At 34.0% G+C, this 20567-nt stretch carries 18 protein-coding genes; 11 read left to right on the forward strand and 7 right to left on the reverse strand.

The annotated features are described in order from the left end of the window. Nucleotides 1–252: 252 nt before the first annotated feature. Both ACVQ8P_RS04935 and ACVQ8P_RS04940 read right to left on the reverse strand, forming a co-directional pair. A complete protein-coding gene (locus tag ACVQ8P_RS04935; protein WP_462297905.1) occupies nt 253–2628 on the reverse strand; it encodes a phosphoketolase family protein in 2376 nt (791 codons plus the stop codon). Nucleotides 2629–2772: 144 nt separating this feature from the next. After that, nucleotides 2773–3495 carry a GntR family transcriptional regulator gene (locus tag ACVQ8P_RS04940; protein ID WP_462297906.1) on the reverse strand — a complete coding sequence of 241 codons (723 nt, stop codon included), beginning with the start codon at nt 3493–3495 and terminating at the stop codon, nt 2773–2775. Nucleotides 3496–3667: 172 nt separating this feature from the next. Here ACVQ8P_RS04940 and ACVQ8P_RS04945 point away from each other — a divergent pair, with 172 nt between their 5' ends. The 4 genes from ACVQ8P_RS04945 to ACVQ8P_RS04960 all read left to right on the forward strand — a co-directional run bounded on the left by ACVQ8P_RS04945 (nt 3668) and on the right by ACVQ8P_RS04960 (nt 8106). Continuing rightward, nucleotides 3668–4744 (forward strand): AI-2E family transporter, encoded by a 1077-nt coding sequence (locus ACVQ8P_RS04945; RefSeq protein WP_462297908.1) that lies wholly within the window; start codon nt 3668–3670, stop codon nt 4742–4744. Beyond that, nucleotides 4728–5933, forward strand: coding sequence for a MalY/PatB family protein (locus ACVQ8P_RS04950; protein ID WP_462297910.1), 1206 nt, complete (start codon nt 4728–4730; stop codon nt 5931–5933). The genes ACVQ8P_RS04945 and ACVQ8P_RS04950 overlap by 17 nt, the downstream gene beginning before the upstream one ends. Before the next feature lie 71 nt (nt 5934–6004). After that, nucleotides 6005–6691, forward strand: coding sequence for a 2,3-diphosphoglycerate-dependent phosphoglycerate mutase (locus ACVQ8P_RS04955; protein WP_462297911.1), 687 nt, complete (start codon nt 6005–6007; stop codon nt 6689–6691). A 218-nt stretch (nt 6692–6909) separates the two neighbouring features. Beyond that, a complete protein-coding gene (locus ACVQ8P_RS04960) occupies nt 6910–8106 on the forward strand; it encodes a serine hydrolase domain-containing protein (RefSeq protein WP_462297913.1) in 1197 nt (398 codons plus the stop codon). Between the two features lie 280 nt (nt 8107–8386). On the opposite strand, the gene ACVQ8P_RS04965 is transcribed toward ACVQ8P_RS04960, so the two are convergent. Both ACVQ8P_RS04965 and ACVQ8P_RS04970 read right to left on the reverse strand, forming a co-directional pair. After that, the gene (locus tag ACVQ8P_RS04965; protein WP_462297915.1) at nt 8387–8905 is read right to left on the reverse strand and encodes a GNAT family N-acetyltransferase; all 519 of its coding nucleotides are present in this window, start codon (nt 8903–8905) and stop codon (nt 8387–8389) included. A gap of 16 nt (nt 8906–8921) precedes the next feature. Then, complete coding sequence (locus ACVQ8P_RS04970) at nt 8922–9374, reverse strand: MarR family winged helix-turn-helix transcriptional regulator (RefSeq protein ID WP_462297917.1); 453 nt, start codon at nt 9372–9374, stop codon at nt 8922–8924. 277 nt (nt 9375–9651) lie between these two features. On the opposite strand from ACVQ8P_RS04970, the gene ACVQ8P_RS04975 reads away from it, so the two are divergent. Together ACVQ8P_RS04975 and ACVQ8P_RS04980 are read left to right on the forward strand one after the other, a co-directional pair. After that, nucleotides 9652–10653: an agmatine deiminase family protein gene (locus tag ACVQ8P_RS04975; RefSeq protein ID WP_462297919.1), complete on the forward strand. Its 1002-nt coding sequence runs from the start codon at nt 9652–9654 to the stop codon at nt 10651–10653. A gap of 125 nt (nt 10654–10778) precedes the next feature. Then, nucleotides 10779–12014 carry an MFS transporter gene (locus tag ACVQ8P_RS04980; RefSeq protein WP_462297921.1) on the forward strand — a complete coding sequence of 412 codons (1236 nt, stop codon included), beginning with the start codon at nt 10779–10781 and terminating at the stop codon, nt 12012–12014. A gap of 66 nt (nt 12015–12080) precedes the next feature. Here the strand turns inward: ACVQ8P_RS04980 and ACVQ8P_RS04985 are convergent, their stop codons facing one another. Beyond that, entirely contained in the window at nt 12081–12962 is an 882-nt protein-coding gene (locus tag ACVQ8P_RS04985) for a polysaccharide deacetylase family protein (RefSeq protein ID WP_462297923.1), read from the reverse strand. A 286-nt stretch (nt 12963–13248) separates the two neighbouring features. On the opposite strand from ACVQ8P_RS04985, the gene rbsK reads away from it, so the two are divergent. From rbsK to ACVQ8P_RS05000, 3 genes are read left to right on the forward strand one after another with little or no spacing between them, the layout of a single operon-like run. Next, nucleotides 13249–14184 (forward strand): ribokinase, encoded by a 936-nt coding sequence (gene rbsK, locus ACVQ8P_RS04990; RefSeq protein WP_462297924.1) that lies wholly within the window; start codon nt 13249–13251, stop codon nt 14182–14184. 27 nt (nt 14185–14211) lie between these two features. Then, nucleotides 14212–14634 carry a D-ribose pyranase gene (gene rbsD, locus ACVQ8P_RS04995; protein ID WP_462297926.1) on the forward strand — a complete coding sequence of 141 codons (423 nt, stop codon included), beginning with the start codon at nt 14212–14214 and terminating at the stop codon, nt 14632–14634. Between the two features lie 31 nt (nt 14635–14665). Beyond that, nucleotides 14666–15580 (forward strand): GRP family sugar transporter, encoded by a 915-nt coding sequence (locus ACVQ8P_RS05000; protein WP_462297928.1) that lies wholly within the window; start codon nt 14666–14668, stop codon nt 15578–15580. 174 nt (nt 15581–15754) lie between these two features. Here the strand turns inward: ACVQ8P_RS05000 and ACVQ8P_RS05005 are convergent, their stop codons facing one another. Beyond that, the gene (locus tag ACVQ8P_RS05005) at nt 15755–16120 is read right to left on the reverse strand and encodes a DUF805 domain-containing protein (RefSeq protein WP_462297930.1); all 366 of its coding nucleotides are present in this window, start codon (nt 16118–16120) and stop codon (nt 15755–15757) included. A 308-nt stretch (nt 16121–16428) separates the two neighbouring features. Here ACVQ8P_RS05005 and ACVQ8P_RS05010 point away from each other — a divergent pair, with 308 nt between their 5' ends. Next, the gene (locus tag ACVQ8P_RS05010) at nt 16429–18243 is read left to right on the forward strand and encodes a glycerophosphoryl diester phosphodiesterase membrane domain-containing protein (RefSeq protein ID WP_462297932.1); all 1815 of its coding nucleotides are present in this window, start codon (nt 16429–16431) and stop codon (nt 18241–18243) included. Nucleotides 18244–18539: 296 nt separating this feature from the next. Here the strand turns inward: ACVQ8P_RS05010 and ACVQ8P_RS05015 are convergent, their stop codons facing one another. Further along, entirely contained in the window at nt 18540–18758 is a 219-nt protein-coding gene (locus ACVQ8P_RS05015; protein ID WP_462297934.1) for a hypothetical protein, read from the reverse strand. Between the two features lie 376 nt (nt 18759–19134). Here ACVQ8P_RS05015 and ACVQ8P_RS05020 point away from each other — a divergent pair, with 376 nt between their 5' ends. Then, the gene (locus tag ACVQ8P_RS05020) at nt 19135–20553 is read left to right on the forward strand and encodes a glycoside hydrolase family 1 protein (protein ID WP_462297936.1); all 1419 of its coding nucleotides are present in this window, start codon (nt 19135–19137) and stop codon (nt 20551–20553) included. The last annotated feature ends 14 nt before the right edge of the window (nt 20554–20567 follow it).

The following is a 20567-nucleotide window of genomic DNA, read 5'->3' on the forward strand; positions in this document are numbered from 1 at the left end:
GCGGAGATTCCTTCTTTCTTATTAATTCATCTGTGGTGGTTGAACGATAATGGATTTGGATAAACCGTACCCAAAAGTCTTATGGCTTTTGGGTCTTTTTTTGTCATTATACAAAAAAACTGTTATTAGTAATAGAATTAATTTCTATTACCAACAACAGATATTGTAGACCCTCTTATTTTAGGAAGCATGCTTTTTTAGTTTAAAAAAAGAGAAACGCAATTTGCGTTTCTCTTTTCGTTTAATTTTTTATTATCTTAATGATGTCCATTTCCAGTTGTTAACTTCTGGAAGATCATCACCATGTTCGCGAATGTATGCTTCATGTTCTGCAATCTTAGCATCCATTTCTTTAACAAATGCATCGCCCATTTCGCCTAAATGACCAGCTTGTAAGACAGCATCTTTAGCAAGGTTGAAACGGTCCATTTGGTTTAAGACACGCATATCGAATGGTGTTGTGATATCACCGTTTTCACGGTAACCATGGATTGCGATGTTATGGTTGTGACGATCATAGAAGATGTCACGAACCATAGCTTCAAAGCCATGGAATGCGAATACGACTGGTTTATCAGTTGTAAAGTAACCATCAAATTCTTCATCAGAGAAACCACGAGGGTCAATCTTAGGATGACGTAATTTCAAGATATCAACAACGTTGATGAAACGAATCTTCAATTCTGGGAAGGCTGCGTTTAAAAGATCAACAGCAGCTAAAGATTCCAAGTTAGGTTCTGTACCAGCAGCAGCGATAACAATATCAACATCGTCGCCTTTAGCAGTACTTGCCCAATCGATAACTTTTAACCCATTTTCAACAAGTTCTTGAGCTTCATCAGCTGAGTAGAATTGAGGACGAGGATGTTTACTTGAAACAACCAAGTTAATCATTTCTTCACTTTGAAGTGTTGTATTCATAACAGCTAATAAACTGTTAGCATCAGCAGGTGTATATTCACGGATGAATTCAGGTTTCTTATCAGCTAAATGGCCAAGGATACCTGGATCTTGATGAGTATAACCATTATGATCTTGTTGGAATACAGTTGATGTTGCGATAACATTCAATGATGGGTAATGTTTACGCCATGATTGTTCTTTGGCTTTACGTAACCACTTGAAATGTTGCGTTAACATTGAATCAACAACGCGTAAGAATGATTCGTAACTAGCGAAGAAACCGTGACGTCCAGTTAAGACATAACCTTCCATCCAACCTTCAGCTTGATGTTCTGATAATTGAGAATCAAGAACACGGCCTACAGGACTTTGCCATTCATCGTTACCTTCTTTGATTGGTTCTAACCATTGACGGTTAGTAGCTTCAAAGACAGCATTCAAACGGTTTGATTTTGTTTCATCAGGTCCGAAGATACGGAAGTTTTTAGGATTTTCTTCGATAATATCACGAGCGAAGTCACCGAAAACAATCATATCTTGTGCTGTAACAGCACCTGGAGTTGATGTATCAACAGCATTTTTCTTCCAGTCAGGCATAACTAATTTTTGAGGATTAATCCCACCGTTAGTAATAGGGTTCATTGCCATACGTTGGTTGCCTTTAGGTGCCATTGCTTTTAATTCAGGAATTAATTGACCATCTTTTGTAAATAATTCTTCTGGACGGTATGATTTCATCCATTTAACAAGTGCGTCAATATGTTCCATGTGACGTTGGTCTACAGGAATTGGCACTTGGTGAGCACGGAATGAAGCTTCGATTGGTTCGTTATTCCAAACTTCTGGACCAGTCCAGCCTTTTGGTGTACGAACAATCATAACAGGCCATTTAGGCATTGTTGCTTCTTCAGCTGGGTGTTTGCGAGCTTCAGTTTGGATTGCTTTAATTTTTTCGATAGCAAGATCCATTTTTTTAGCCATTTCAGGATGGATGATCTCAGGATCAGTTCCTTCAACGAAAATTGGATCCCAACCCATACCTTCAAAGTATTTTGTTAAATCTTCATCAGATTTACGTGATAAAATTGTAGGATTTGAGATTTTGAAACCATTCATATCAAGGATTGGTAAGACAGCACCATCATTAACTGGGTTAATGAAGACATTTGAGAACCAACTTGTTGCTAATGGGCCAGTTTCTGATTCACCATCACCAATTACTGTAGCAGCAATGACGTCAGGGTTATCAAGAATAGCACCAGCAGCATGAGATAATGAATAACCTAATTCGCCACCTTCATGGATTGATCCTGGTGTTTCAGGAGCAGCATGAGAAGCGACACCACCTGGGAATGAAAATTGTTTGAACAATCTTTGCATACCAGTTAAGTCTTCAGTAATTGTAGGATAGATTTCTGTATAACTACCATCAAGGTAAGCGTTAGAAACCATAACTTGGCCACCATGACCAGGTCCTTCAATATAGAACATGTTTAAGTTGTATTTGTTAATTGCACGGTTTAAATGAGCGTAAATAAAGTTTTGGCCTGAGATTGTTCCCCAATGACCAATAGGGTTAACTTTGAGGTCTTCAGGTACGACTTCAGTTTGTAATAATGGATTTTGTTTTAAATAAAGTTGGCCAACTGAAAGGTAGTTTGCTGCACGCCACCAAGCGTCAACTTTATCTAAATACGATTTAGATGAAAAATCAGTTTCTGTCATAAATACACTCCCTAAGATTTTATTTGCTAAACTAATAGCGCTTTCTATATGTCCATAATAACAAACCTAAAACAGAAGTCAATCATTTAATTCATTGGAACGTACCAATTTTTTTAAAAAGTAAATAAAAAGCCGTCAAATCAGCTATTTAACGGACATAAAAGTATTGAATTTAGAAAATTTATAATGGAATCTCATGCTTGAATATTCAAATGGCGTACCATCATCTAAGAAAAAAATACCATCCATAATGCTGACAGGTTCGGTTGGTTTTAAATGAAGTAGTTCTTGATCATTTTCTGTAGATGGTTCAGCATAAATTGAAAGGGAGGATTTAGTGACGGCTTGATTCTGAGCGTCTTCTAAATAGTTAAAAATTGAGCCTTTAACTATTGCTCGAGATAAATTAGGCACAATTTTAATTGGAATATAACCTGTTTCAATCATAAAAGGGATTTTTTCGAATAAACGAAGTCGGACAATTTTGTAGACAAAATCATCGGTATCTAAGAAAAGGTTCCGCTGTAAGTCTTCTGATGGCGCAATGACTTCGAAGCTTAACACCTTAACTTTTGGACTTTTACCGTTCATTTCAAAGCCATCTGTGACACCCAAGTTAGACCCTTCATAATTGAAGACCGTTTTATTTTTTAAATAAAGAGGGTTGATAAAGGTGCCAGAACCACGTTTTTTAAAAATAATACCGTCACCGGCCATATGACTTAAAGCACGTTTTACTGAACTGCGACTAATAGCATAAGTTTCACTTAAACTACGTTCATCAGGGAGTTTCATGTCAGGAAATTCATTCGCAGCGATTCTTTTTTTAAGTTTACTAATCAGTTGTTTATAAATTAATTCAGCCATAAAATGTTGTTCCTTTCATAGAGTCAATAACCATAGTTAACCATAAGTTTTCAGATTCAACAAGTCGCTGATTTTAAAAAAAGATTAATATTTTAGAATAAAAAAGTAAGAAATACAGACATTCGATTGAATGTTTTGTACAATGAAGACTGTACTTAAAGGAGTGGGTCTAGTGAAGATTTGGCAAAGTTTTATTGAAAATATTAAATTACGTCGTTTTGTTGTTTTGTGTATCATTATGGGGATTATTTTCCTTGCAAAATCGGTCATTAGTATCGTTTTGTTAACCTTTATTTTTACATATTTAGTTGTTCGTTTGATAAATGTTATTCAAAAACATTTGCCGATTAACAGTCGACTGATTGTCATTGCCGTCTATTTGGCAATTCTTGCATTGCTTTATTTAGCGGTTACGAAATACTTACCGATTTTATTTACGCAAACGGCAGCCATGACGCGTTATGTGTTTGCTTTTTACCATAATCCGGGTAAAGATACCAATGTCATGATGGAATGGATTGTTAACTACCTTGGTAAATCTCAAATTGTGCCACAATTAAAGAGTGGTTTTACGCTTGTATTTAAATACGTTACAAGCGTTGGCTTTATGGCAGCAACTTTCTTATTGTCATTAATTTTAAGTTTCTTTTATACGATTGAAAAAGATCAGATGTCTCATTTCTTAAAAAACTTTTTAACAAGCGATTTTGGCTGGTTTTTTCAAGATGTTTATTATTTTGGAGAAAAATTTGTTAAGTCATTTGGTGTCGTTATTGAGGCACAATTCTTTATCGCGACTGTTAATACAGTTATTACCGTAACTGGTTTGTACTTTATGAAGATACCCCAGTTATTGCCTTTGGGTATTCTCATTTTCTTATTAAGTTTAATTCCGGTTGCCGGTGTACTAGTTTCATGTATTCCGTTGAGTTTAGTTGGTTATTCAGTTGGTGGTATTCGAGATGTTGTGTACATTTTAATTATGTTAATGGTGGTTCATCTATTAGAATCGTACGTTTTGAACCCTAAATTCATGTCGAGTCGGACAGAATTACCTATCTTCTTCACCTTTGTGATTTTGCTAGTTAGTGAAGAGTTATTTGGTACATGGGGCTTGATTGTCGGAATTCCTATTTTTACATTCTTCCTGGACATTTTGGGTGTCAAGGCAATTCCTGGAACTAAAAGACGAGGCATTAAAATTAAAGGAATAAGGAAAGGCAAGCAAACTAATGGCAAAGAAAAATAAATTTTTAGCTGAATTCAGAGTGAATAGAAAAAATACCAATTCTGTTAAATGGGACGATTTAACGGAACAATATGGTGACGATAAATTATTGCCATTGTGGGTCGCAGATATGGATTTTAAAGCGCCTAAAGCTGTTACCGATGCTCTTGTGGCACGCGTACAACATGGTGTCTTTGGGTACTCAACAATTCCAGATTCATACTATGACACCTTTTTTGAATGGCAACAATCTCGTTATGGCATTGAGATGCACAAAGAATGGATGCGTTTTGGAACGGGTGTTGTTAATTCATTGTATCAATTAGTTGATTTGATGACGGAACAAGGTGACAGTGTCTTGGTTCAAACACCCGTTTATTACCCCTTTTATAGTGCGATTGAAGACAATAACCGTCGTGTTGTTAGAACCCCTTTAAAACATGAAAATAACCAATATGAAATGGATTTTGAAGCAATTGAACGGGATATTAAAGCCAATCAAGTTAAGTTACTCATTCAATGTTCACCACATAATCCAGTGGGTCGTGTCTGGACAGAGGCTGAGTTAACACGATTACTTGAAATTTGTTGTGAAAATCATGTAATGGTTATTTCAGATGAAATTCATCAAGATTTGATTGTTGGTAATAAACCTTTCGTATCAGCTTTATCAATTGATGAAGGCCGTTACCGGGATAATATGATCGTTGTTAATGCGCCATCGAAAACGTTCAATCTAGCTGCCTTACAAAATTCACATATCATTATCCCAAATTCTCAATTGCGGGCTAAATATGACAAATTAGTGCACCATTTGAACAAACCAGAAGGTAGTTTAATGGGTCGTGTCGCCGGTGAGGCCGCTTATCGTTCAGGTGCCGTATGGTTAGATGAAATTCTTAGTATTGTGAGAACAAATTATTTAGAAGTTAGTCATCAATTAACGGCTAAATTTCCGGACATTGGAATTAGCGAATTAGAAGGCACATACTTGATGTGGATTGATCTTTCAGCGTATGTAGAACCGACACGGATGAAGGAATTCATCCAGGATAGTTGCGGCTTAGCTGTCGATTATGGTCAGTGGTTTAGCGATGAAACACCCGGGTTTATTCGGATGAATTTGGCGACTGATTTGGGCACGGTACAAATGGCCGTTGATCAGTTGTTAAAAGGCCTTAAAACTGCGAAATTAAATCGCTTAAATTAGACTGTTAATTTAGGTCATTTCAGTGTAAAATATACCAGTAAACTAAAAATAGAAAAAGAGGATTTTATCTTATGGCAAAATTAGTATTTATTCGTCACGGACAAAGTGAATGGAACTTATCTAACCTTTTCACAGGTTGGGTAGATGTTAACTTGAGCGAACAAGGCGTTGCTGAAGCACAAGCAGCTGGTAAAAAGATTAAAGAAGCTGGAATCGAATTTGATCAAGCTTACACATCTGTTTTAACACGTGCTATCAAAACGTTACATTACGCACTTGAAGGTTCAGACCAATTATGGGTTCCTGAAATCAAATCATGGCGCTTAAATGAACGTCATTATGGTGCATTACAAGGCCAAAACAAAGCCGAAGCAGCAGAAAAATTCGGTGAAGATCAAGTGCTTGTATGGCGTCGTTCATACGATACATTACCTCCACTTTTAAGTGCAACTGACGAAGGTTCAGCAGCTAACGATCGTCGTTATGCTGATTTAGATCCTAAAGCTATCCCAGGTGGCGAAAACTTAAAAGTTACTTTGGAACGTGTTATTCCTTTCTGGGAAGACGAAATCGCTCCTAAATTACTTGAAGGCAAAAACGTTATTGTTGCTGCACATGGTAACTCATTACGTGCCCTTACAAAATACATTGAAAACATCTCTGATGAAGACATCATGGGCGTTGAAATGGCAACTGGCGAACCAGTTGTTTACGATCTTGATGACAAATTAAACATCGTAAGTAAAATCAAACTTTAATATTAAAATGGAAGATTGTCCTTCTGGACAATCTTTTTTTTGCAGAAAAAATGTTGATTTATGACAGCTTTTTATAAAGTATATTTGAAAATATAAGGTGTGTATACTGTAAAAAGGTAAAAAATAAGGATTTAATGTGCGTGGCTAATGTCTGTAAAATGTGAATAATTATAGTTATTATCGTTAAAAAGTGCTTAATTTAATTTTTAATAATTGAAATGAATATAAAAAAGGATTTTGTAATTAAAATGAAAAAAAATATAAATATATTTCTCGCTGGTATTATTTTGGGGTTAATAGTAATGGGGGCAGGCCTTTTAGTTATTTATAGACCAATGATGCTCAAAAAAGAAAATCTTTGGAAAGAATCAGTGATTGAAAAAGTAAATAAAAGAGCAGATAAAAAAATTAAAGCAGAAAAAACAAAGACTGGAAATCCTCCAAAATTAAATAAGGATCTTCAAGTGCTTAATAATAATTTTCAAAATAAAATGAAACAAGCTGATTTTGTTGGTTCATTTTATGGTGTTAAAAATAATGAAGTATTTTCTAATACAGGTATAGGGTACGCTAACCTAGGTAAAAAAATGCCAAATGATAAAGATTGTATGTACGGAATTGCTTCTATTCAAAAAGTAATGACGACAATTTTATTGGGAAAAGCGTTACTTCAGACAAAGCATAATTTGGATGAACCGCTGAGTAACTTTTTACCAGATGTACCAAATGGAAAGAATGTAACCTTGAGGTCAATGATTCAAATGATGTCCGGATATGGTATTCAATCAGCTCCAAAAAAGGAAAATTTGAGTGGCAAAAAGTTGTACAATTATGCAATAAAAAATATAAAGCTCAATGGTGTAGGGACATATGAATATGCACCTGTTAATTACTTATTGTTATCTTTTGTTATTGAAAAATTAACTGGTAAATCTTATGAAAATTATTTTGTAGAAGTAATCAAACAGCCATTAGGGTTATTACATACAGATTTTGAGGAAAATATTATTAACAGTAAAGAACGAGCAATTGGATACAAATCAACCACTGAAGGTAAGTATGGAAAAATATGGGAGCTGAATGCAGTTCAATATAATTATGAAAAAGGAACTGGAAATTTGTTTATGTCGAGTGGAGATCTTTTTAAAGTATTGAGTCAGTATTTAAAAGGGAACATATTACCAGAGTCGATGGTTAAAGAATTGAATATACCAGGGTCTCAATCAACGTATTGCGGAGGATTATATCACACAGGGACATATATTAGAGCACACGGATTGGAAAAAGGGTTTGAACCGACCGTTTTAATTTCTTATGATGGTCAAAATGGAATTGTTTCTTTAGGAAATTTACGATTGAGAAAAAATAGTAACATGAAATTACTATTAACGGTTTATCCTGTTTTATTCAAGTGAAATCAGTGTGTATACCACGATAAGGCGTAGATTCATTTAAATTTTGATTAATAATATTAGGTGCAATTTTTTCTATGTTGTGCTCCCTCTAAGGACTATAGCGTCTCGTATGCTTATGATAAATTGTATTTTTAAGATATCTTTTAAAATCAGTTGAATATTTGGACATAAAAATAACTTCACAATCGTTAGATTTATTAGACGTAGGAGTAAAGCGATAAAGATTTGTTAGATATATTAGTGAACAAAGGATAGGGTTGGGTTGTGATTTTTTGTTTAATTAAAGCTTTTTTTGCATAATAATATCTCGTTGTTGATCAGAACCTAGTTGGAAGAAATGTTCACCAATTTCTTTAAAACCAAGCTTTGTATAAAAATGTCTAGCGGCTTGATTATTTTCCCAGACGCCTAACCAAATAGTATCCTTTTGCTGTTGTTGAGCTGTAATAAGTACCTGATTGATTAGTTCGGTCCCTAATCCGAGTCTTTTAAAATTAGAACTAATATAAATACGTTCAACTTCTAAGGTATTTAAGCCGTAATCTTCAGATTGTGTGCCATCCCAGTTCAATTTTAAATAACCAGCAACTTGATTTTCAACATAAATAAAATAAAAAGCAGTTGTTGGTTGTTGTATTTCGTTGGATAGTTGTTTGGTACCATACGCATTTGTTAGATATTTTTCTAAGTCATCGGGTGTATTGTCTTGTCCAAAGGTATCAGAAAAAGTTTCCCGACTAATGGCTTGTAGCTTGGTAAGTTGATCTAGGTTAATTAATTGAATACGATGGTTTGTCATTATAATGAACTCCTTTTTAGTAGATTCTAGAATTACCTTTTTTGACTTGTTCCCAATCCGCGGCAACGTTGTCACTAACACGTATTAACAGCTCAGCAAGTTGTTGTTGTTCTTTTTCAGATAAGCCGCTCAGTGCAACTTGATTTGAATAATTATTTTCGGCAATAATATGTGAGTAGATGGTTAACGCTCTTTCGGTTGGAAATAGATGTTTAATTTTATTATTTTTAGCATCAGATTGACGGGAAATGAAATTATTTTTTTCTAACTTTTGTAAGGCACGGGCAGTAGTAGCGCGATCCACTTTAATTAATTCACTTAAACGTTCTTGAATAATACCGGGTTGTTCGCAAATACGAACTAAATAAAGATATTGGCCACGGGTTAAGTCGAATGCTTTGAATTCAATATTTGCAATTGAATCAAGTGCTCGAGCGATAACACCGATTGGTCTAAGAATATCTGTCATAAGGGACCTCTTTTCTTAATATGATATTAAATATAAAACATTTTTATTGCAAATGCAACAAAAATAGAGAAATAGGACATTTTAATCTAAACTTGAGACCGTCCTTTTTGACGGTCTTTTTTTGTGGTAGTTATTTGATTATATTTATCATAATTATTATAAAAAAGCTGTGTCAATAGGCAACTAAATGAGTTGTAGCAGACTTATATATTTATTATAAATATATAAAGAAAAGGCGTGATACACTGTAAAAAAATATTAAAAGGGGATCTGATTTATGAAGAAAAATGTAATAAGCTGGATTGGAATTGTGGTCACCTGTGTCATTATTTTAGGAGGGTTAATGATGTGGTTCACAACTAAGCAACAAAAAGTGAAAATGAATAAGGGCGGGGTTATTTTTACGGCGTTACCACTAAAATCGAATCACTACTATCGGCCCCTGTATCCAGAATTAGTTCAGTTTAGTAATCAATTTGCAAATCAGGCTAAAGGACAGGACTCTGTTCGAACTTTGACCAAGGACTCTAAGGTTTCCAAAAGGATTAATACGGATTATGACGACATTTGGTTACGTGATGTGGCCCCAGTAGTGACCAATAAAATGGTTAAATTTCGTTATCAACCGTCTTACTTACCAAAGAAAGATGCAAAGTATCTGGATGAAACGTTTAATCGATTTTTGGATAAAAATAAAATAGAAACGCATTCATCTAAATTAATTGTAGATGGGGGTAATGTCGTTTGGAATAAAAAAAATTCTGTTGTGATGACGAATCGTGTTTTTGAAGATAATAATCAATTGACGAAAAAAGAAGTTATTCAAATGTTAAAGATACAATTAGAGGTTAAAAAAGTTATTATTATTCCAGCAGAAGAAGAGGATCCTTTGGCACATTCTGATGGCATGATTAAGTTTATTAGTCCTAAAAAAATGTTTATTAGTGATTTTCAAAAAGATACGGTATTTCAAGCTAAAGTTCGGAAAGCAATTTTGAAAGAAATGCCGGATGCTGAATTCGTTGAGCTGAAATCAGCTTACACAGAGAAAGGACAGTATGATAAAAAAATATATTCTGCTAAAGGATTATATATTAATATGTTGGAAACCGCGAATGGTATTTATGTCCCACAATTTGGATTGAAGCAGGATCATGAGATGCTAAAGTTTATTCGCAAAAATGTAGATAAACCAGTTATTCCTGTTAAAGTTGGTGACATTTCAACGATGGGTGGTGCCTTGAATTGTTTGACATGGTATTACCCGCCAGTAAAATAATAGAATGAAATCTGAACAATCAATGAATATTAGGATTAACTTGTAATGTAAATGTATTAGGGCTAGAATTTAGAAGATATAAAATAAAGAGCGACAGTGAGCGCTCATTTTAGGAGGAATTGAATATGCAACAGACAGTAAAGACGAAACAGCACCAAAATCGATTAACCAGTTATCAAGGAAAGGTTGTTGCTTCAGCAACTGCAGGTTTTGGATTAGAGAATATGGATGTCTTGTTCCTGTCCTTTGCATTATCTTCAATTATTACGGAATTTCATTTAAGTGGGCCACAAGCTGGATTGATTTCATCAATTACGAATGTAGGAATGTTACTAGGTGGCGTGTTTTTCGGTATATTAGCAGATCGATTTGGACGTATTAAAACGTTCACCTATACTATTTTTATATTTGCATTTGCGACGGCAGCTATGTTTTTTGCAAGTAATTTAATGGCTATTTATATTTGTCGGTTCTTTGCGGGTATCGGAGCAGGTGGCGAATATGGTATTGGGATGACCATTTTAGCGGAAAGTTTTAAGAAAAAAGAAATGGGTCGTGTCTCAGCATTTGTTGGGGTTGCCGGACAAATTGGGGCTATTCTAGCAGCGGTTTTAGCAGCTTTTATATTACCACAATTTGGTTGGAGAGCTTTATTCTTATTTGGACTAATACCAGTACTGATTACGTTCTTTGTTCGCCGTCATCTAGAGGAGAGTAAAGTATTTGAAACAAGTAAACATGATAGAAAAGGTCAATTTAAAGCTTTGTTTGCGACACGTCAATTAGCACACCAAACATTGGGATTAATGTTTATGGCAATTGTTCAAATAGCCGGTTATTTTGGACTAATGAATTGGCTACCTGCAATTATGCAGAAACAGCTGGGGTTAACAATAGCGGGTTCATCTACGTGGATGATTTCGACAATTATCGGGATGAGTGCTGGTATGTTAACGTTTGGTTGGGTTTTAGATAAATTAGGGGCTCGTTTGGCTTATGGTATTTTCTTATTGGCCTCAGCAGTAAGTGTCTATATTCTAACAATGCCAACAAATACGGCGATGATGCTTTTAGCAGGCGCATTGGTAGGTTATTTTGCTAATGGCATGTTTGCAGGATACGGTGCGGTAGTGAGTCATTTATATCCGACGGAAGTCCGTGCAACAGCTAATAACGTGATTATTAATGTGGGTCGCGCAGTCGGTGGATTTTCATCGGTTGCAATTGGATTTATCTTGGATCACTATAACGTTATGGCGGTAATGATTTTCCTATCATTACTTTATCTTGTAAGTTTTGTCGTGATGATGAGTATCAAAAATTTAAGAAGAAAAGAATATTTAGCTTTCAATCGTGATTAAAAATGAATATAGAAAAGGGTCCAAATCACTGTTTATCTAGCAGTGATTTGGACCCTTTTTTAATAGTTACATACCATGTTCTAAAAGATATTTGTACGTCATATCAGACAAATCGGGTGAAATACGAACCCGATGTAAGGTGAATAGGCCTTGATTTTCATTGGCTAGTCCAGGCAATGTTGTTAGGCCCAGTTTGTAGCCTGCAGATTTTGCAAGTTTTGGTGTTTGATCGTTAAAGCGGCCAACAGGGTAACAAATGATTGTGGTTTTTTGATGGAATTTGTTATTTAACCATTTTTTTGAATTCACAAATTCAAAAGTTTGCTGCGCATCAGTCATTTGATTGAGTTCTTCGTGATGGACAGTGTGGCTTTCAATCGTGATTAAACCGGATCGGCGCATTTCATTCATTTGTGGCAGTGTTAATTTATTTTTATGACCAAAATGACTCGTAATATAATTAATAGTGGCTTTTTGATGATACTTTTTGAGCGTAGGATAAGCACCTTCGTAGTTATCTTTATAACCATCATCAAAGGTAATCCAAACAATTTTAGCGGCAGGTTTTTTATGCGTTTTAAAAACCTCGATAGCTTCAGCAGGCGTTAAAGTGTAATACCCATTTTTATGTAACCATTGCATTTGATGCGCAAATTGTGCTCTAGGGATGCGCAATGAATTACCAACAGAAATACTGTGATACATTAAAATTGGAAACTCAGTTTGTCCTTTAAAAGATTGCCATTTAGAACTATCCACCTTATTTTTTGAGATGACCTTTTTCTGTTTGTTACTCTTTTTTGGAGTAGCGGATTTTACTTTTTTTGATGACTTATTTTGTCGGTTAGGGCTGGCAGGTGTATGTGACCTCTGTGAGAGAGAAAATAATAGACCAATGCTAATGATGATAAATAATAAAATAACCCAAACTTTTTTTTGCTTTAACATAATGAACTCCTTTATTTTAAACGCTGATCACTTATTTAAAGGTTTAATTTAGATAAGTGTCATACGAGTTGAAAATATTCCCATTAATATTATAAAGCATTTTAAAAAATAAATGTAATGATTTTTATGATAATGATAACGTTTTAATAAAAGTATGGAAAGCGGTTGCGAAATAAAAAGAATGTATTATACTGTATTAATTGAAGACGCTTCATAATTTATCGCGGATGAATAAATCAATGAGAAACGTCGGATAAAAATACTAGAGAATTGAAGGATAAAGATAATGGCAAAAATTATTACTGTTTTAGGATCAACTAATATTGATAAGGTTATTTCTGTACCACGTTTTGCAAAAAGCGGGGAAACTTTGCATACTTCGAATCATCAAATTGAAGCGATGGGTGGAAAAGGATTAAACCAAGGCGTTGCTGCTGCGCGTTCTGGTGCAAAGACGAACATGATTACTAAAGTTGGTAAGGAATTTGATACTTCAAAAAATATGAATGTTGAAAATTTAAGTACTGATCATGTAATGGTTTCAGAAACTGAGGAGACAGGACAAGCTTATATTACTGTTTCAGCTGAAACAGGCGATAACATTATTCATATTTATGGTGGGGCTAATGCTGATATGACAGCTTCTGATGTACGTGCACACGCAGCTGCTATTGCTGAATCAGATTTTTTAATTACACAATTAGAAGTACCAATGGAAGCAGTTATTGAAGGTTTCAAGATTGCTCGTGAAAATGGTGTGAAAACGATTTTGAACCCAGCGCCAATGCCTGAAAATGGTGGCTTACCAGCTGAACTATTACAATTAACGGATATTATTACGCCTAATGAGCACGAAACATTCTTATTAACTGGAATAGAAGTAACTGATGAACATTCAATGTTACATAATGCTGCTTATTATTTTGAACGTGGAATTGATACGGTTATTATTACAATTGGTTCAGAAGGCTCTTTCTTTATGCGTAATAATGGTGAAGAAGGAATTGTTCCTGCATTCAAAGTTAATGCTGTTGATACGACTGCTGCTGGAGACACATTTATCGGTGCCACAGCAACACGTTTACATGCTAACTTGGATAATTTAGCTGAAGCAATGCGTTATGGATCAGCTGCTTCATCTGTGACAGTTTCTCGTCCTGGCGCACAACCAAGTATTCCAGCTGAATCTGAAGTTTTGGCTGTTTTGGCTGCTAACAAATAAATTAAATTTTTGAATAGGAGATAAATAATGCGTAAAACAAATCTTTTGAACACAAAATTATCAAATGCTATTTCTGAAATAGGACACACACAATGGTTAACAATTGGTGACTCAGGATTACCAATTAAAGACGATGGTCGTAAAATTGATCTTTCAGTTGTGCGTGGGTTACCCTTGTTCATTGATGTTTTAGCTGCAACACTTTCTGAAATGAAGATTCAAAAGGCTTTCTTAGCTGAAGAAATTAAAACTGAAAACCCTAAACAATATGCTGCTATCAAAGCTTTATTAGATGACGATGTAGAAGTTGTTTTTATTTCACATGATGAATTGAAGTCTATGAGTCGTGATGATAATAATATTGCGACAGTGAGAACGGGTGAAATTACACCATTTTCAAATATCGTTTTGGAATCAAATGTTGATTTTGAAGGCGAAGCAATTAAATAAATTATTAATTTAAGAATAGGAATGATAAAAAATGAACATGTTAGGATTATTATTTTCACTTTTAGCAATTATTGGTTGGAGTACCTACCCAACTCTAGTATCATATTTTGGTGGTAAACCTGTTCAAGGTATTTTTGGAGCAACATGGGGAACGTTGATTGTTGCAATTGTTCTTTCGTTAGTTACAGGAATGCCCATGTTACATGGTTCTAATTTCTGGTTAGCATTTTTCTCAGGGGCAGCTTGGGCTTTTGGAAATGTTTTGACTATTATGGCTTTCGGAATGAAAGATCAAGAAGGAAATGCTTTGGGTTCTGCTAAAGCAATGCCAATTTCAACGGCTTTTCAAATTACAGCAAATGTCGTTTGGGGAGTTGTCATGCTTGGTAACTGGGGCCCAGTTTCATCAAAAACTTATGGATTTATGGCCGTTATCATTATCTTGATTGGTGCTTATTTAACTACTTATCAAGAAAAGAAATCTGCTGGTAATAAAGAATTATTGACAAAGGCAGTTGGTGTCTTATTAATTGCTCAAGTAGGTTACTCTCTCTATGGAATCCTCCCACAGTATACTAAAGGAACTGATGGGATGCATATGTTCTTAGCGCAAGCAATGGGTATGGCGGCCTTTGGATTGATTCTTGGACTTTATGAAGTAATGAAGAATAAGAATAATATCTTTTCACAAAGTATTACGTACAAACAAATTTTTTCAGGCTTCTTTTTTGCGATGGCAGCTTTGGGTTACTTAGTTTCTGCCCAACCTGCAATGCTTGGATTAGCAACTGGATTTGTTCTTTCTCAAGTATCGATTGTTGGTGCAACAATTTCAGGGATTCTTGTAATGCGGACTAAAAAAACAGGTAAGGAATGGTTAGTTATTGCAATTGGGTTGGTATTGATTGTGATTGCTGCTGCCGTAACGGTTTTCTTGAAGAATTAAATTATCATTTGAGTTGAATGGGAAAATTTTATGTTATTACTATATGTTGGTGAAGATGCAATTGAGAAATCTGTTAGTTAATAATAGATTTCTTTTTTTGTATTATCTTATAAAAAAACTGCTGCTAGCGATAGAATTCCTATCACCAACAACAGTTATTTTGGACCTAATAAATTAGCTCCAGCGATTTCCTTTTCCTGGTAAAACCATCAAAATTAAGAACCAGATGGTCCCAATTAATGGGATAATTTGAATGAAGATCCACCAACCCGAACGATCAGTATCATGTAAACGACGAACAGATACTGATAAATTCGCAAGCCATACTAGGAATACGACAATGTTTCTGCCAGTAGCAAAAGCAAGATCATTAAAATTGTAGATATCCGTTATAGGATGCCCCGCCAAAATTGTATAAATATTAACAATTAAAAAGCCTAGAATAGCATTAATAACAGCTGGCCACCAGAAGTCTGATCTATGTGCTGTATCGGAAAAATTAGTGATATTGTTCCAAAAATTTTTATATGATTCAATCATGATAATAATCCCCCTTTTTTAGTAAAGCTTTTAAAGTCATCATTATGGACTTATTAATAGTTAACTATAAAAAATTAAATATTAGTATTTAAATATAGTTTACTATTTTACGTTTTGTAAGTATATTAATATGCTTTACTAATAGTATCATTGGGCATTTTAGATAAGTATAAGAAGCCAGTTGTTAAACTGATTAACATTAATAACTGATTAATATAATAACTATTATAAGAGCTATTATAAATGTTAAAAAATAAGTTTGTGATATTATATAAGGTATCTATTAAATATCTGATTGGAGGATGGTCATGCGTCGAACATTGCATTTTTTAAATCAAAGTTATCGAGTCTTTTTTCGTCACTGGATGTTATATCTTTTTTTAGTAATAGGAACTAATTTTGTTTTAGCACAAATTATTCAGCCAATATTAACGTTCTTGATGGGTAAAATTCTGAGTAGCAACCACGTTGAATATTTAACTTATACCAATCTTGTCTCTGTACTTACACATCAGCCAATACTGCTGATTGAACTGATTCTAGTAGTGTTAATTATTTTAGGAATTGTTTACGTTCAGATGGCTTTCATGATCAGAAGTATTCGATCGATTCGTTATGATTTAAAAATTGGATATAAAGTTCTATTAAAAGAATCTATTCATGACGTTCTTGCGTTACGTCCCATGACTACACTGCTTGTAACTTGGTACTTTGTCTTGGTTTTACCATTTGGAGAAGTTTTATTTAAATCTTCTTTATTGAGTAAAGTAACGATTCCCGACTTTATAATCCAAGATATGTGGACAAGCCCCAAGATATGGGGTCCGATACTAGTCGTTTATGGATTAGCTTTTTTCTTTTCTATACGTTTAATTAGTTTTTTACCAACCTTACTATTTAGTTCAGAAAAAAGAACGGGTCGGCTCATTAAATTAAGTTGGGATGCGTCTCGTGGAAGATTTGTTGTTACCTTAATTAAGGCCTTAACTATTACGATGTCTGTAGCTATTTTAGCTGCAATTAGTCAAACGGGTTTATATTTAATTCAAAATTATGTGGATAACCATTTTCAAAATCAGGCATTGCCAATAGCTGTATTTAATTTATTATTGTTAGAATTTGTTGGACAAATTATTCTTGCTTTGAGTGTTACTTTATTGTTAGGTATTGCTTTGGATATTTTTGAACGCCACCAGCCACAATTAGAGCCTATTCAAAAAAATGATTCTAAAAAGAAACGATTGACATGGCTTCGGAAAATAGGTGTCGTTGTTGTTATTTTATTAATTGCAGGTGCCGCTTCTGCTTATAATTTTGTTTATTTGAAAGGACTTTTAGATGATTATCCAGCCCTTATTTCGCATAGAGGGGTGGATAATGAAAATGGGGTACAAAATACTATACCAGCTTTAGAAAAAACGTCTGCTGAGAAACCTGACTATGTTGAGATGGATATTCAAGAGACAAAAGATCGACAATTTGTCGTGATGCATGACCCTAACTTGAAAGCCTTGGCAGGTGTTAACCGCAATGTTCATGATCTGACATTGGCTGAATTAACAGCACTAACGGTTAGTGAAAATGGTTATTCGGCTAAAATTCCGAGTTTTGATCACTATTTAAAGGCAGCTGAACGATACCATCAAAAATTATTAGTTGAAATTAAGGTGTCTCCACAAGATAGTCCAAATATGACTAAAAATTTTGTGGAAAAATATCAAAAAAGATTACTGGCTAATAAAGATCGTATTCATTCTTTAAGTTATGATGTCGTTTCACAGATAAAAAAACAGGCACCAAAACTCTACACTAGTTTTATAATACCGTACAATATTTCTTTCCCAGAAACGCCAGCAAATGCGTATACAATGGAAGCAACAACTTTAAATGATTCGTTTGTGAGCCAAGCGCATAAGCAAAATCAAGATGTCTATGCTTGGACTGTGAATGATGAAAACGTTATGCAAAGTATGCTATTTATGGGTGTTGATGGGATTATTACGGATGATTTAAGTACGCTTAAACAAGTTGTTCAATCTAATAATGATCATCCAAGTTTTGCAAGTAAACTTTCGTTATTTTCGAACCAATTATCTGGGTTTAGTACGGCAGATGAAAACTAAAGATTAACTGTTGTTTGTGAAGATGAAATTAAGCTTGGATATGCAAAAAAATCGTAGCATAAATAAAATTTAAGTATAAATTAGAATCGTGAGGGACCTCTTTCTTTTGGGCTAGTTAGTCATAAAAGGAAATGAAGGTCCTTTTTTTGTATGGTTATTTTAGCACCATTATTTTTTAATTTTCTCTACTTAACAAAACCATTATTTCACCATTTTTACGATTAGCCCAAGTTCAGGATTAATATAAGTGAATTTTTTTCACGTATAACAATTTTTGTTTTATAATATAAATCTGATTATTCACTATTTACCTTATATTTCATGGAATCTACACGTATAATTGTTACGCCACCTAATAAATTATTATTAAATTCAAATTTAGGTTTAGTATTTAATTTAAAAGTTTGTGTCCATAATTTAGATCCAGTATCCTCTTGTTCAGTTGCATAAATAATAGGTCTTCTTTGTACTGCAACTTTATAAAAATCTGAGCGAACTTGATTATTTGCTTGCATAAATTTACTGCTCATAGCAAAATTTTAATTTTTTTCAAAACAGTTTAAAACAGTAATTGGGTCATATCCACACAGTAAGAAAAGAACAACATTTGATACATCTGAATAATCCTAATGTTGATCCACAAATACCAGTACCAAAAAGTATTATAGATATTTTATAGCAAATTTTTGGTAACGGTTGTTGGTTAATATATAACAAAACTTATAAAAAATATATCACATAAGTTGACAGCGCTTACATTGGATGCTAAAGTATAAATATAATAAAAATAAAAAACGGCTTGTAACTGATTCGATCAGGCAATACCATTCACTTTATAAGTGGAAGGTATTGCCTTTTTTTGTTGGTATTAAGTCCATAGGAGGTTCCAATATGTCAATTTTTCCAAAAGATTTTTTGTGGGGTGGGGCAATTGCTGCTAATCAAACTGAAGGAGCATGGAATGTTTTAGGTAAAGGTGTAGCCATTACAGATACTACTCAACATGGTATTGCTAAAAATATACATGATGAAGAAGTAAAAGAAAATGTTTTTTATGCAAGTCATGATGCAATTGATTTTTATCATCGGTATGAAGAAGACTTGGAGTACATGTCAGAATTAGGATTGAAATGTTTTAGGACGTCTATTGCATGGACAAGAATCTTTCCAACAGGCGAAGAAGCGGAACCTAATGAAGATGGACTAGCATTTTATGATCGTCTTTTTGATAAAATGATTGATTTGGGAATGGAACCAGTAGTTACTATTTCCCATTATGAGACACCACTAGAATTGCATACTAAATATAATGGGTGGGAAAGTAGAAAGCTAATTCCATTATTTGAAAAATATTGTAAGGTATTATTTGAAAGATTTGGATCAAAGGTTAAGTACTGGATGACATTTAATGAAATGAATAATGTTCAAACAATTCCATATGCAGCAGCTGCAATGGATTTATCAGGAAATTATTCGCATCAACTTACTCAAATTTATCAAGCTGCACATAATATGTATGTAGCAAATGCACTAGTAAATAAATTAGCTAAAAAAATAATGCCAAAAGCACATATGGGTATAATGTTATCTCTTAGTCAGGCAGCGGTTTATCCATCTACTCCTAAACCGGAAGATGTCTGGGGTACGTTGCAATTACAACGTAGAACATTTGTGAATGCAGATGTACAGTTAAAGGGTGAATATCCAGGATACGTCAAACGAATTTGGAAAGATTACAATATTAAATTAGATATTACAGATATGGATTTAAAATTAATTAAAGAACATACATCTGAATATTTAGCTTTTAGTTATTATCGTTCTAGTACTTATGAAGATGGCATGAAGATTTATGGAGATACTGGTGGAGTTGTGGGTAAACCTAATCCTTATTTAAAGTCTTCGAGTTGGGGCTGGCCAATTGATCCATTAGGACTACGCTGGATGTGTAATTTAATGCAAGATAGATACGATTGTCCGTTATTTATTGTAGAAAATGGATTAGGTGCCGCAGATGAGATTAGTGCAGATGGGCACATTCATGATAAAGATCGTTCTCAATACTTAATTGATCATTTAAATGCTATCAGTGAAGCAATACAAGATGGATGTAATGTAATAGGTTACACATGGTGGGGGCCTATGGATATAGTTTCTGCTGGAACTGGTGAAATGAATAAACGCTATGGATTTGTTTACGTAGATAAAGATAATGAAGGAAAAGGGACTTATAAAAGAATGAAGAAGGATAGTTTTAAAATTTATCAAAAAATTATTTTAACTAATGGTGAAAGTTTGTTAAATAAGTAGATAGTTGGATAATA

It is taken from the genome of Dellaglioa sp. BT-FLS60, assembly GCF_054941065.1.